Below are 13,747 nucleotides of genomic sequence, written 5' to 3' on the forward strand. Positions count from 1 at the left end.
ATGACAGGAGGAGACTATGACTAAAGTAGACGATATCAATGCTGAACTAAAACAGATGCAGCAGCAAATGCGGGGCTATTTGCAAGCGCATTGGCAGTTGTTTCTAGCGGAAGGTATCTTTTTTATTTTTCTTGGGTTTTGCGCAATCGTAGTTCCGCAACTTTTTACTGTGGCGACGGCCATATTCCTGGGATGGATTTTGCTGTTCGGCGGAATAGTTCATGTTAGCCGGGCCTTTATGTTTTCCAGTATGCCGGGTTTTGGCTGGTGGCTGTTCATGGGGATTTTGCAGATTATCATCGGCTATTTATTTATCGCCAACCCGGTTGCCGGGGCAGTGACGTTAACGATGTTATTGACGATATTCTTCGCTCTGGAGGGCATTGCCAAAATTTCCCTGGCATTAATGATGCGGCCTCTGGCTAACTGGGGATTGATTCTGTTTAGCGGGGTTACGGCTTTGCTTTTTGCTGTGATCATCTGGATTTATTGGTCTGAATCGGCGCACTGGCTGTTAGGTTTATTTGTGGGTATTAATATGCTGTTTCTGGGCTGGTCTCTGGCTAGAATAAGTTTGCATCACAAGGAGACTTGAGTAGATTATTTATGAAACGGAAAAATAATAACCAGCTGATTGTAAAGGTACTGCTAGTTGGTGCGGTAACTGCGGTTTTGAGTTATTTATTTCATCCCAACGCTGGGCAGCTCAGTATTTTATTTAATGGAGAGCCGGTTGCAGAGCCATTGGTGCGCTTTGCTGCCGGCCCCACATTCTTGTTGATCATGGTTATCACCGGCGCGCTCACCGTTTTGTTGTTTTTAGGCGTCGGTTTCTTTCTGTTTCTATTCTTCATGTTCGCGGCATTGATGGTAATTTTTATCATGGCGCCTTATTTTTGGCCGGTGTTGGCTATCATCTTATTGGCGATAATGTTGATGATGGTGGGGCGTGGTAAAGAATAATTGTTTGGGTATTGCCGCTTTAGGCCCTGAATCATGGGCTAGTTTAAATACGGTATTTTCGTTGTTCTAGTTCCCCAAAAAATCAAGTCATAACTATCTGATATAATTGAACTTAAAAATACAAAAAACGATCGGGAAACTTTTATTTGCGTGGGTAAGATTTTGAATAATAAAGAAAAAATAAGCGTTTTGTTTGTGTGTATGGGCAACATTTGCCGTTCGCCGACTGCCGAAGGCGTTTTTACGAAATTGGTTAAGGATCATAAGCTGGACGCCTATTTTGCGATCGATTCGGCCGGTACGCATGCATACCACGTCGGCAATGCGCCGGACTTGCGTTCGCAGTCCGCAGCTCGTGAGCGAGGTATAGACCTGTCTAATTTGCGGGCCAGGCAAGTGGTTTTTGGCGACTTTGAGGATTTCGATTATGTATTAGCGATGGACGACGACAATTATTCAATATTGGTTAATTCGTGTCCTGAGCAGCATAAAGCGAAGATAAAGTATTTTCTTGATTATGCGCCGCACTTAAACGAACGCCAGGTGCCCGATCCTTATTATGGCGGCGCATATGGTTTTGAGAAAGTGCTGGATATGGTAGAAGAAGCTTCCGCCGGTTTTTTACAAGCCTTGCGGGAATCGGGCCGCATTAGATAAGGAGAAAATATCATGGCAATAGTGTCGAATACCATAACTTACCTGGATGACGACGTCGTTCTGGAAGCTTTTTTCGCGTTTGACGATGCGATTCCAGCGCGCAGGCCGGCAGTGTTAATTAACCATACCTGGGCCGGAAGGGATGAGTTCGTTGCCGAGAAAGCTAAAAAGCTCGCAGCTCTTGGCTATGTCGGTTTTGCGGTCGATATGTACGGCAAGGGCGTTCTGGGTTCGGGGCCGGAAGAAAATATGAAGTTGATGCAGCCTTTTATGGATGATCGTGCCATGCTGCAAAAACGCATGAAAGCAGCTTTGTCTGCCGTGAAATTAATGCCTTGGGTTGACGATACTAAAATTGCCGCTATCGGTTTCTGTTTCGGCGGTTTGTGTTCGTTGGACTTGGCTAGAACCGGCGTTGACATCAAAGGCGTGGTCAGTTTTCATGGCTTGCTGAGTGCTCCTGGCAACGCTCAGGGTAATGCCATCAAAGCAAAAATCCTGGCTTTGCATGGGCGGGACGATCCGTTGGCGCCGGCGGAGCAAGTATTAGCTTTCGAACAGGAAATGACCGAAGCCGGCGCCGACTGGCAGTTACATGCTTACGGTCATACCATGCATGCATTCACTAATCCGGTCGCTAACGATCCGGCGCGCGGTATGCTCTATCAGCCCGACGCAGACCGGCGCTCGTGGATAGCGATGCAGAACTTTTTGGCGGAAATATTCTGCTGATATTAAACCGCAGGTTGCGGTTCAAATCTCTTATGCCTGAGTCCCGGCAGCTTTTGCCGGGAGGATAAGCTTTGCCGGATTACCTCATTGCAAAAAACTATCCGCTTCGACACTATGGCGACAATTTGTTATAATTTGCGACTTAATTTCTTGTCATGTAGTCGCACTTAAAACAAAAAAAACAGGAAACGTGTGTTCGTACTGAATCACAAAACTATGCCGGCATTCATTAACGGCGCACTGTGTATATAGGGATCAATGTCAAACTTCGCTAAAGAAATATTACCTGTCAATCTCGAAGATGAGATGAGACAGTCCTATCTCGATTACGCCATGAGCGTTATCGTCGGCCGAGCCCTTCCGGATGTCAGGGACGGCCTAAAGCCGGTTCACCGCCGTGTATTGTATGCGATGAGCGAGTTAGGCAACGACTGGAACAAGCCTTATAAAAAATCGGCGCGTGTGGTCGGTGACGTGATCGGTAAATACCATCCGCATGGCGACACCGCGGTTTACGACACGATGGTGCGTATGGCGCAGGATTTCTCGATGCGTTACATGTTGATCGACGGGCAGGGTAATTTCGGTTCTGTTGACGGCGACTCTCCTGCCGCGATGCGTTATACCGAAGTGCGGATGGCGAAAATCGCCCATGAGTTGATGGCCGACTTGGATAAGGAAACGGTCGATTTTGCACCAAACTACGACGAATCGGAATCCGAGCCGACAGTATTGCCGACGCGGGTGCCGACTTTGCTCGTTAACGGTTCGTCCGGCATCGCCGTGGGCATGGCGACCAATATTCCGCCGCATAATCTATCCGAAGTGATCAGCGCCTGTTTGGCGATGATCGATAAACCCGATTTAACCGTTCATGAGCTGATGGCTCATGTGCCTGGCCCCGATTTTCCGACTGCGGCGATTATCAACGGCGCTTCCGGTATTTACAACGCTTACACCACCGGGCGCGGCAAAATCTATTTACGCGCGCGTTGCCATTTTGAAGACATCGGCGACGGAAGCCGGCAAGCGATCATTGCCACCGAACTGCCTTATCAGGTCAATAAAGCCAGATTGCTGGAGAAAGTTGCCGAATTGGTTAAGGAAGGCAAACTTGAAGGCATTTCCGGTTTGCGCGATGAGTCGGATAAAGACGGTATGCGCATGGTGATCGAACTGCGTCGCGGCGAAGTGCCCGACGTGGTGTTGAACAACTTGTATAAGCAAACGCAATTCCAGACCGTGTTCGGCATCAATATGGTTGCGTTGCTGGATGGCCGTCCGCATTGCATGAATCTCCGCGAGATTATCGGAGCATTTATCAATCACCGGCGTGAAATCGTTACGCGCAGAACGATCTACAACTTGCGTAAAGCCAGGGAGAGAGCGCATATCTTAGAAGGACTTGCAGTCGCTTTGGCTAACATCGACGAGATGATCGCATTGATCAGAGCCGCGGCTACTCCGGCAGAAGCTAAGGTCAAGTTGTTGGAGAAAGATTGGGAAGCAGGATTGGTCGCAACGCTGTTGGACCGCGCCGATGCGGATCGTTCGCGGCCCGAAGATTTGGCGATGGAGTTCGGCCTTCATGACGGCATTTACCGTTTGTCCGAAGCCCAAGCTCAGGCAATTCTCGATTTGCGCCTGCATCGCTTGACCGGTCTGGAACAAGATAAGATCGTCAACGAATACAAAGAACTGTTGGCGCTGATTGATGAGTATCTGTTTATTCTGAGTAGCGATGTACGCCTGATGGAAATCATCAGGGAAGAACTGGTAGCTATCAAGGAACAATATTCCGACGAGCGTCGCACGGAAATCGTCCAAAATCACGCGGATTTATCCGATGAAGACCTGATTACCGAAGAAGACATGGTGGTAACCATGTCGCATGAAGGTTACGTCAAATCCCAACCGCTCAGCGACTATAAGGCGCAACGGCGCGGCGGCCGAGGCAAGTCGGCAACGCAAACCAAGGAACAGGATTTTGTCGATAAGCTGATTGTAACGAATACCCACGATACTATCTTGTGCTTCTCTTCGTTGGGCAAAGTTTATTGGCTTAAAGTTTATCAATTGCCTGTTGCCAGCCGTGCGGCCAGGGGCAAGCCGTTTGTTAATCTGCTGCCGCTGGAGCAAGGCGAAAAGATTAATGCGATGTTGCCGATCCGCGAATTTACCGACAATAAATTCATTTTTATGGCGACATCGGCGGGTACTGTCAAGAAAACGCCTCTGGGAGAATTCGAGCGTCAACGCACTAGCGGCAAGCTTGCAATCGAACTCAGGGACGGCGACAACCTGGTCGGCGTTGCGGTGACCGACGGCCAACAAAACGTGTTGCTGTTCAGCAGCGACGGCAAAGCCGTTTGTTTCAATGAAGACGATGTGCGCTCGATGGGGCGGACGGCAGCCGGTGTGCGTGGTATTCGTTTGCAGGAAGGGCAAAAAGTCATTTCGCTGATTATTGGCACCGAAGGTACCGTGCTGAATATCACCGAGAACGGTTTCGGCAAGCGAACCAAGCTGGAAGAATTCACCTGCCATAAACGCGGCGGCCAGGGCTTGATTGCAATACAGACATCCGCGCGTAACGGCGCTGTAGTCGGCGCCGTGCTGGTCAATGATCATGACGAAATCATGCTGATTACCGATGGCGGCACATTGGTCCGCACCCGGGTTGACGGTATTTCGGTCGTCGGCAGAAATACCCAGGGTGTGACGATCATCAGGCCGGACAAAAATGAAAAAGTAATCGGTGTTGATCGTATCGAAGGTTTGGCAGGCGTAGACGATACCGATGAAGAAGTTTTAGACGATGCCGAATCGGAGCAGGGCGGATCGGAAGAAATAACTAATGACGATATTGAATCAGGTGAGGAATCGTAATGTCCAGAGTTTATAATTTTAGCGCAGGTCCGTCCGCATTCCCCGAATCGGTGTTACGGCAAGCGCAGCAAGAAATACTCGAATGGCGCGATAGCGGCATGTCGGTCATGGAAATGAGTCATCGCGGCAAGCATTTCTCTATTATCGCCGAAGAACTGGAAAGCGATTTAAGAGCGCTGATGGCTGTTCCTGAAAACTACAAAGTTTTATTCCTGCAAGGCGGGGCATCGGGACAGTTTTCCCTAATCCCGCAAAATATCCTGAACGGTAAAAGTAAAGCCTGTTACCTGAAAACCGGCGCTTGGTCGGAAAAAGCGATTAAAGATGCCGGAGCTTATTGTGACGTAGTCGTCAGCGCCAGTTCGGAAGACACGAAGTTCACCACGATTCCCGATGCTGCAAGTTGGACCATCGATAGTCAGGCAGCTTATCTGCACTATACCTCGAACGAAACCATTCATGGCGTGGAGTTCCAGTCTTGCCCGGACAGCAAGGGCTTGCCGCTGGTGTCGGATATGTCGTCGAATATCCTGTCGCGCAAAATCGACGTCAGCCAATACGGTTTGATTTATGCGGGAACGCAAAAGAATATGGGGCCGGCAGGCGTCACTGTGGTCATAGTCAGGGATGATTTGGTCGGCCATGCGCCTAAAACGGTGCCGCCGGTTTTCGATTATGCCGAACAGGCTAAAAACCAATCGATGCTGAATACGCCGGCAACTTATAGCTGGTATTTATGCGGACTGGTGCTGAAATGGTTAAAAGAGCAGGGCGGCGTTGAGGCTATAGAACAACGCAATATTGCGAAAGCGGCGAAACTGTATCAAGCCATCGACCAGTCGGCTTTGTATTCGAACCCGGTAGAAGCGGCATCCCGTTCGCGGATGAACGTGCCGTTTATCTTGGCCGACGAAAGCCTGGACAAACCGTTTTTAGCGGCTGCGGAAGCCAATGGCTTGTTCGAGCTGAAAGGTCATCGCTCAGTCGGCGGCATGCGGGCAAGTATTTACAATGCGATGCCGGAGGCTGGCGTGCAGGCCTTGATTGATTTCATGGCTGAATTTGAACGCACTCATTAAATTGAAGAAAGATAAGCGGAACACGGATGACACAGATTAGACGGATTTAAACGGATTTTTTATCAGTAATCATCCTGTTCTGAGTAGTCACAAAAATAAAATAATTAAATCAGGCCGCCATGACATCTGTCACCCCCCTTTCTGAACTAAGAGACAAAATCGATGCGATCGATAAGCAGATTCTACAATTGATGAATCAGCGCGCATCTTGCGCAATGGAAGTCGCCAAGACCAAGATCGCGCTGGGCGAGAATGGATCGTTTTACCGCCCGGATCGCGAGTCGTTGGTATTGCGGCGCATCAAGGATTTGAACCAGGGGCCTTTATCCGATGATACCGCCGCGCATTTTTTCAGGGAATTGATGTCGGCGTGCTTAGCGTTGGAAAAACCTTTGGATGTAGCCTATTTAGGGCCTGAGGGCACATTTACTCAGCAAGCCGCGATTAAGCATTTCGGTTCGGCCGTTAAAACCGTACCGGCCTCGACCATTAACGATATTTTTAATGCCGTGGAAAACGGCAACTGCCAGTTCGGCGTCGTGCCTGTCGAAAACTCTACCGAGGGCGTGATCAGTCATACCTTGGACAGGTTTTTGCATTCGCCGCTAAAAATATGCGGCGAGGTTGAAATCAGGGTGCACCAAAACTTGTTGGGATTGGTCGATAGCCTGGATGAAGTGACCGAGGTGTTCTCGCATCAACAATCGCTGGCCCAGTGCCGGCAATGGCTGGATAGGCATCTGCCGCATGCGAAGCGAACTGCCGTCAACAGCAATACCGAGGCGGCAAAATTGGCGTCAACCCATAAACAGGCCGTTGCGATAGCCGGCATTGTTGCGGCTGAAATCTATCAATTGAATGTCATCGAGAAGAATATCGAAGACGAATCCAACAATACCACCCGCTTTATTATTATAGGCCAGCAAATATCGTCTTCTACCGGTAACGATAAAACCTCATTGGTTGTGTCGACGGGCAATCAGCCCGGGGCGCTGTACAGGATACTTGAGCCTTTCGCGAGATTTAATATCGGTATGGTGCATATCGAATCCAGGCCGTCACGCCAGGGATTATGGGATTATGTATTTTTTATCGATATTGAAGGTCACAGTGAAGATGAAAACGTTGCCCAGGCTTTGGCGCTGTTGAATGGTGGCGTTAACATGCTGAAGCTTTTGGGATCTTATCCCAAAGCCGTACTTTAATTATTAGAACACGGATGCGCCGATTAAGCGGACGATGGTTTATCCGTGTTTCTCCATGCTATTGAATCATCCTCTCATTTACTTCTTGCCACAGTATTACCCATGAATAACGCTGACAAAATCTATAGCCTTGCAGTATCCGGCGTACAAAAGCTTATCCCTTATACTCCGGGAAAACCAATCGAAGAGCTTGAACGCGAGCTTGGGCTTTCTCACATCATAAAACTTGCATCGAATGAAAATCCTTTGGGTCCGGGAAAAAAAGCCTTGGCCGCGATACAGGAAACCTTAAAGGATTTGGCCCTGTATCCCGACGGCAACGGTTTTAATTTAAAGCAGGCATTGGCGAAAAAGTATGCGGTTGATATGAGCCAAATTACGTTGGGCAATGGCTCCAATGAAATTTTGGAGCTGGTAGCCCGTGCATTTTTGACGCCGGAATTTGAAGTGGTTTTTTCTCAGCACGCTTTTGCTGTGTATCCGTTAGTGACCCAGGCGATTGGTGCTAAAGCGGTTGTTGCTCCGGCGCTGAATTACGGTCACGATCTTGACGCCATGCTGCAAAGAGTGACCGATAAAACGCGCTTGGTTTTTATCGCAAACCCGAATAATCCGACAGGTACTTTACTGGCCCACGCTGACGTCGAAGCTTTCATCGCCGCGTTACCGGATACCTGTATTTGCGTATTGGACGAAGCTTATTGTGAATTCGTCGGAGACGGTAGCGCCGATACGTCTATTGCATGGCTGAACTTATATCCCAACTTGCTGATTACCCGTACTTTTTCTAAGGCTTACGGTCTGGCCGGACTTCGCGTCGGCTATGGCTTATCCAGTCCGCAACTAGCCGACATTCTGAACCGGGTGCGTCAGCCTTTTAACAATAACATGCTGGCTTTGGCAGCAGCTGAAGCCGCGTTGACGGATACCGAGCATTTGCAAAACACGATTGCTGTTAACGCCCAGGGCATGCAGTTTATAACCGAAGGCTTTAAAAAACTGGGGCTCGAATGGATTCCATCGGCAGGCAATTTTGTGCTGGTCAATATGAAACAGCCCGCGATACCGATTTATGAAGCTTTGCTGCGCAAAGGAGTTATCGTCAGGCCGGTCGGCGTCTATGAGCTACCTAATCATCTGCGCGTTACGATTGGCACCGAGGCAGAAAATCAGCAGTTTTTACAGGCACTAGCTAAAGTAACCAATGTTTAACAGACTTTGCGTTATTGGCGTCGGTTTGATCGGCGGGTCTATTGCTCGCGCGGCCCGACAGCATGGTTTATGCGATAGCATAGTCGGCTACGGTCGGGAGCAGGATAGGCAAAACCTGCAAACGGCAAAGCAGTTGGGCGTTATTGATGATTATACCCTGGAGCTGTCAAAGGCAGTTCAAGGCGCCGATTGTGTTGTACTTGCTACGCCTGTCGCGAGCATCGAAAGCATTTTTGCGCTGTTGAAGCCGCTGTGGTCGGATAGCGCAATTTACACCGATGTCGGCAGCACCAAGGGCAGTGTTATTGCTGCAGCGGAGCGAATTTTTGGCTTTGTTCCCGATAATTTTGTTCCGGCTCATCCGATTGCCGGAGCGGAGCAGAGCGGTGTTACGGCTTCAGTCAATGACTTGTTTTTGAATAAGCGCCTGATTATTACCCCGATAAAAAACACCAACCCGATAGCGGCGCAAAAAATCCAACGTTTTTGGGAGCAAATGGGCTCATTAGTGTCGGTAATGGATGTGGTTCACCATGACGGCGTATTGGCGGCCACCAGTCATTTGCCGCATATCCTGGCTTTTGCTTTGGTTGATATGCTCGGCCATAAAGACGAGCAAAGCGAGATTTTTCAATATGCGGCCGGCGGATTCAAGGATTTCACCCGGATTGCTTCCAGCGATCCGACGATGTGGAAGGATATTTGCGCCGCGAATAAAGACGAAATCATCCCTTTAATTGAGCAGTTAAAGGGAGAATTGGATAAAATACAACGTTTGCTGGAAACTAACGATACCCGGCAACTTTTTGAAACCTTTACGTATGCCAGAAATGCACGGCAACGCTTTCTTGACCAGTTCGATAATAATTAATATGTCAAAATCAATAACATTTCAGGTTCAACCAGGCGGTAAATTACAAGGCGAGGCACGTGTGCCCGGCGATAAATCCATGTCGCACCGATCCATCATGCTGGGCTCGCTGGCCGAAGGCGTTACGCATGTAAAAGGCTTTCTTGAGGCCGAAGATGCGTTGGCAACGTTGCAGGCTTTTCGCGATATGGGGGTTGAAATCGAGGGTCCGGTCAATGGCGAATTGACTATACACGGCGTCGGTAAGCACGGTTTGAAAGAGCCCAAGAATGAGCTGTATTTGGGCAACTCAGGAACATCGATGCGTTTGCTGAGCGGTTTGCTGGCTGGTCAGGCATTTAATACCGTGTTAACCGGCGATAAATCGTTGTCCGGCAGGCCGATGAAGCGGGTTACCGAGCCGTTGGCGGCGATGGGCGCAGAGATAGAAACTACTGAAAAAGGCACCGCGCCTCTGCGCATTATTGGCAAAGCAGGACAGTTGCAAGGCATCGATTATGTAATGCCGATCGCCAGCGCGCAAGTTAAGTCGTGCCTGTTGTTGGCAGGCATGTATGCGCAAGGCGAAACCAGCGTGACCGAACCGGCACCGACTCGTGACCATACTGAACGCATGTTGGCCGGATTTAACTATCCGGTTAAAAAAGAAGGCAGCAAAGTTACGATTACGGCCGACGGTAGTTTAACGGCAGCCGATATTGATGTGCCCAGCGATATTTCGTCGGCGGCGTTTTTCCTGGTTGGGGCGTCGATTGCTCCAGGCTCTGATCTGTTGTTGAAACATGTCGGCATTAATCCTACGCGTACCGGCGTGATCGATATTCTCAAACTGATGGGCGCTAACATCGAAGTGTTGAACGAACGCACGGTTGGCGGCGAACCGGTCGCCGATTTGTATGTGGTTTATAGTCCTCTTAAAGGCATAGATATTCCTGAGCATTTGGTGCCGCTGGCGATTGATGAGTTTCCTGTTTTATTTGTTGCCGCGGCCTGTGCTGAAGGCCAAACTCGGTTAACCGGCGCGGAAGAGCTACGAGTGAAAGAGTCGGATCGCATCCAGGTCATGGCCGACGGGTTGCAGATTTTGGGCGTCGATGCCCAGCCCACGGCGGACGGCATGGTTATCCAAGGCGGCCCGATTGGCGGCGGGGAAGTAATCTCGCACGGCGACCACAGAATCGCAATGTCGTTCTCAATTGCCGGGTTGCGCGCCAGTGCTCCGATTACGATTCATGATTGCGAGAATGTGAACACCTCATTTCCTGAGTTCAGGGATTTGGCAAAGCGTTTAGGTGTTAACCTGACTTGCAGGGAAGATTAATGACTGTCCCAGTATTGACTATCGATGGTCCTAGCGGCGCCGGAAAGGGCACTGTCAGCAGGGCTGTTGCGAAAAAGCTTGGTTGGCATTATCTGGATAGCGGTTCTATTTATCGTTCTTTGGCCATTGCAGCATTAAAACAGCATGCGGATATAAAAGACGAAACCGCGATTGTTAACATAGCGCAAGCAATGCAGCTGGAGTTCGATTGCGGCGATGAATTGGTCGTCAGATTGGACGGCGAAGATATTACCGGCGAGTTGGGTCTTGAAAGTACCGGCAATACTGCCGCAATTGTTGCTGTTTTTCCGAAAGTAAGAGAAGTTCTTCTGCAAAAACAGAAGGATTTCAAACGCTTGCCTGGACTTGTCGCGGACGGAAGGGATATGGGGACGGTGGTTTTTCCTGATGCCGAAAATAAGGTGTTTTTAACCGCCAGTGCGGATGAAAGAGCTAAAAGAAGATATAAACAGTTGATAGAAAAAGGAATTGATGTTAATCTTGTACAGATAACAAGAGAAATAGAAGAGCGAGACCGCCGGGATACGGAGCGTAAGACAGCTCCATTAGCGATGGCGAGTGACGCGCTTTATATTGATTCTTCGGATATGACGTTAGAATCCGTTATTGAAGAAGTGCTGAATTTAATCCGTTAAGGATTTCTTACGTGTCACCTCAAAATGGTTTGAGTGTGATTTCTTTTAACTTTGATAAAGAAAAGGCTTGTCCGTGTCTGACAGGCTTGGGAATGGAAAATGAGCGAAAGCTTTGCTGAATTATTTGAAGAAAGTCTAATCAAGACGGAAATGCGTCCTGGTGCCATGTTGATGGGTACGGTTGTCGATATCGAAAACGATATGATCATCGTCAGCACCCATTCTAAATCGGAAGGTGTCATTCCAAAATGGCAGTTTCTAAATAACGATGGCGAATTAGAAGTTGCCATTGGCGACGAAGTCGAGGTTGCTCTTGACTTATTTGAAGACGGTCTTGGTGCTACACTGCTTTCTCGTGATAAAGCGAAGAAAAATAAAGCTTGGTCCGAACTTGAAAATGCGTTTGAAAAAGAAGCAACCATTATCGGCCGTATTACTGGTAAAGTTCGCGGCGGTTTCACCGTGGCTGTTGGTGCTTTGCGCGCCTTCTTGCCTGGCTCGCTGGTTGATGTTCGCCCAATCAGGGACACGGCTTTCCTGGAAAATCGTGATTTAGAATTCAAAGTTATAAAAATCGACCAAAAACGTAACAACGTAGTTCTGTCTCGTCGTGCTGTTGTAGAAAAAGAATACAGCGCAGAAAGAGAAGAATTGTTGAAAACGTTAGAAGAAGGCGCAGTTGTTACCGGTGTGGTTAAAAACCTGACCGATTACGGCGCGTTTATCGACCTTGGCGGTATTGACGGTTTGTTACATATCACCGATATGGCATGGAGACGCGTGCGTCATCCGTCCGAATGTGTAGAAATCGGTCAAGAAATTAAAGTTAAAGTCCTGAAATACGACAAAGACAAAAACCGCGTTTCATTGGGCATGAAGCAAATGGGTGAAGATCCATGGCAAAACATCGCTCGCCGTTATCCAGCGGGCACACGCGTATTCGGTAAAGTCAACAACCTGACCGATTACGGTTGCTTCGTTGAAATCGAAGAAGGCGTGGAAGGCTTGGTTCACGTTTCTGAAATGGATTGGACCAACAAAAACGTTAATCCTTCTAAGCTGGTTCAATTGGGCGACGAAGTTGAAGTTATGGTTCTGGAAATCGACGAAGAACGTCGGCGTATTTCTTTGGGCATGAAACAATGCAAAACCAATCCTTGGGATGAGTTTGCTGCAACACATAACAAAGGCGACAAAATCTCAGGAAAAATCAAGTCAATCACTGATTTTGGTATTTTCATTGGCCTGGATGGCGGTATCGACGGTTTGGTTCATATGTCCGATATTTCATGGGCGGATGAAGGCGAAGCCTCGGTTCGCGACTTCAAAAAAGGCGATGAACTGGAAACTGTTATTTTAGCGGTTGATTCTGAGCGCGAACGTATCTCTTTAGGTATCAAGCAACTTGAACAAGATCCTTTCCAAAACTTCCTGGCTACTCATGAAAAAGGCAGCCTGGTAAAAGGAACTGTTAAAGAAGTTGATGCCAAAGGCGCAGTTGTCACTTTAGCCGATCATGTTGAAGGCTATTTGCGTGCTTCCGAGATTCAACGCGACCGCGTTGAAGATGCGAGAACGTTGTTAAAAGAAGGCGATGAAATTGAAGCTAAATTCATCGGCGTTGATAAGAAAAGCAAGTCAATTTCTTTGTCTATAAAAGCTAAAGATACAGATGAAGAAGCTCATTCTATTAAAGATCATTCTCAGCAATCAGTTGGTGCTGCTACACCTACTTTTGCTGATATCTTTAAGCAAATGGAAAAATAAAAATCATGAGGGGTATGTGCTTACTCATACCCCTTTAATTTTATTTGTTTTCGCAGGATAGAATGTGACAAAATCAGAATTAATTGAAGCGCTTGCCAAGCATCAGCCTCATTTGGCACAGAAAGATGTAGAAATAGCGGTAAAATGCATCATCGAACAAATGAATCAGGCGTTATCTTCCGGTGAAAGAATCGAGATTAGGGGATTTGGTAGTTTCTCGCTACATTTGCGTCCTCCTCGTATGGGACGTAACCCTAAAACAGGTGAATCTGTAGCATTATCAAAAAAACATGTGCCTCATTTTAAACCTGGTAAGGAATTGCGTGATCGAGTGGATGCTTCACGTGAAAAATGTAAGATAGTCGATTAATTGTTAATACATTGAAGCTCTGCAA

Annotated in this window: 13 protein-coding genes; all 13 read left to right on the forward strand. The window is 48.2% G+C overall.

The annotated features are described in order from the left end of the window. Nucleotides 1-16 precede the first annotated feature (16 nt). The 13 genes from EKO24_RS20250 to EKO24_RS20310 all read left to right on the forward strand — a co-directional run bounded on the left by EKO24_RS20250 (nt 17) and on the right by EKO24_RS20310 (nt 13,722). Nucleotides 17-595 carry an HdeD family acid-resistance protein gene (locus tag EKO24_RS20250; RefSeq protein ID WP_127026994.1) on the forward strand — a complete coding sequence of 193 codons (579 nt, stop codon included), beginning with the start codon at nt 17-19 and terminating at the stop codon, nt 593-595. An 11-nt stretch (nt 596-606) separates the two neighbouring features. After that, entirely contained in the window at nt 607-963 is a 357-nt protein-coding gene (locus EKO24_RS20255; protein ID WP_127026995.1) for a hypothetical protein, read from the forward strand. A gap of 162 nt (nt 964-1,125) precedes the next feature. After that, a complete protein-coding gene (locus EKO24_RS20260) occupies nt 1,126-1,620 on the forward strand; it encodes a low molecular weight protein-tyrosine-phosphatase (protein ID WP_277752515.1) in 495 nt (164 codons plus the stop codon). 12 nt (nt 1,621-1,632) lie between these two features. Next, nucleotides 1,633-2,352 (forward strand): dienelactone hydrolase family protein, encoded by a 720-nt coding sequence (locus EKO24_RS20265; RefSeq protein WP_127026996.1) that lies wholly within the window; start codon nt 1,633-1,635, stop codon nt 2,350-2,352. A 258-nt stretch (nt 2,353-2,610) separates the two neighbouring features. Further along, complete coding sequence (gyrA, locus tag EKO24_RS20270; protein ID WP_127026997.1) at nt 2,611-5,241, forward strand: DNA gyrase subunit A; 2,631 nt, start codon at nt 2,611-2,613, stop codon at nt 5,239-5,241. After that, nucleotides 5,241-6,320, forward strand: coding sequence for a 3-phosphoserine/phosphohydroxythreonine transaminase (gene serC, locus EKO24_RS20275; protein ID WP_127026998.1), 1,080 nt, complete (start codon nt 5,241-5,243; stop codon nt 6,318-6,320). The genes gyrA and serC overlap by 1 nt, the downstream gene beginning before the upstream one ends. Nucleotides 6,321-6,439: 119 nt before the next feature. Continuing rightward, nucleotides 6,440-7,525 carry a prephenate dehydratase gene (gene pheA / locus EKO24_RS20280; RefSeq protein WP_127026999.1) on the forward strand — a complete coding sequence of 362 codons (1,086 nt, stop codon included), beginning with the start codon at nt 6,440-6,442 and terminating at the stop codon, nt 7,523-7,525. 102 nt (nt 7,526-7,627) lie between these two features. Then, nucleotides 7,628-8,737 carry a histidinol-phosphate transaminase gene (hisC, locus tag EKO24_RS20285; protein WP_127027000.1) on the forward strand — a complete coding sequence of 370 codons (1,110 nt, stop codon included), beginning with the start codon at nt 7,628-7,630 and terminating at the stop codon, nt 8,735-8,737. Further along, a complete protein-coding gene (locus EKO24_RS20290; RefSeq protein ID WP_127027001.1) occupies nt 8,730-9,608 on the forward strand; it encodes a prephenate dehydrogenase in 879 nt (292 codons plus the stop codon). The genes hisC and EKO24_RS20290 overlap by 8 nt, the downstream gene beginning before the upstream one ends. Nucleotide 9,609: 1 nt before the next feature. Then, nucleotides 9,610-10,929: a 3-phosphoshikimate 1-carboxyvinyltransferase gene (gene aroA, locus EKO24_RS20295; protein WP_127027002.1), complete on the forward strand. Its 1,320-nt coding sequence runs from the start codon at nt 9,610-9,612 to the stop codon at nt 10,927-10,929. Then, entirely contained in the window at nt 10,929-11,585 is a 657-nt protein-coding gene (cmk, locus tag EKO24_RS20300; RefSeq protein ID WP_127027003.1) for a (d)CMP kinase, read from the forward strand. The genes aroA and cmk overlap by 1 nt, the downstream gene beginning before the upstream one ends. 99 nt (nt 11,586-11,684) lie before the next feature. Then, a complete protein-coding gene (gene rpsA / locus EKO24_RS20305; RefSeq protein WP_127027004.1) occupies nt 11,685-13,352 on the forward strand; it encodes a 30S ribosomal protein S1 in 1,668 nt (555 codons plus the stop codon). Nucleotides 13,353-13,416: 64 nt separating this feature from the next. Next, nucleotides 13,417-13,722 carry an integration host factor subunit beta gene (locus EKO24_RS20310; RefSeq protein WP_006893893.1) on the forward strand — a complete coding sequence of 102 codons (306 nt, stop codon included), beginning with the start codon at nt 13,417-13,419 and terminating at the stop codon, nt 13,720-13,722. Nucleotides 13,723-13,747: the final 25 nt, after the last annotated feature.

The sequence above is a fragment of the Candidatus Methylobacter oryzae genome (genome assembly GCF_003994235.2).
Taxonomy (GTDB): domain Bacteria; phylum Pseudomonadota; class Gammaproteobacteria; order Methylococcales; family Methylomonadaceae; genus Methylobacter_A; species Methylobacter_A oryzae.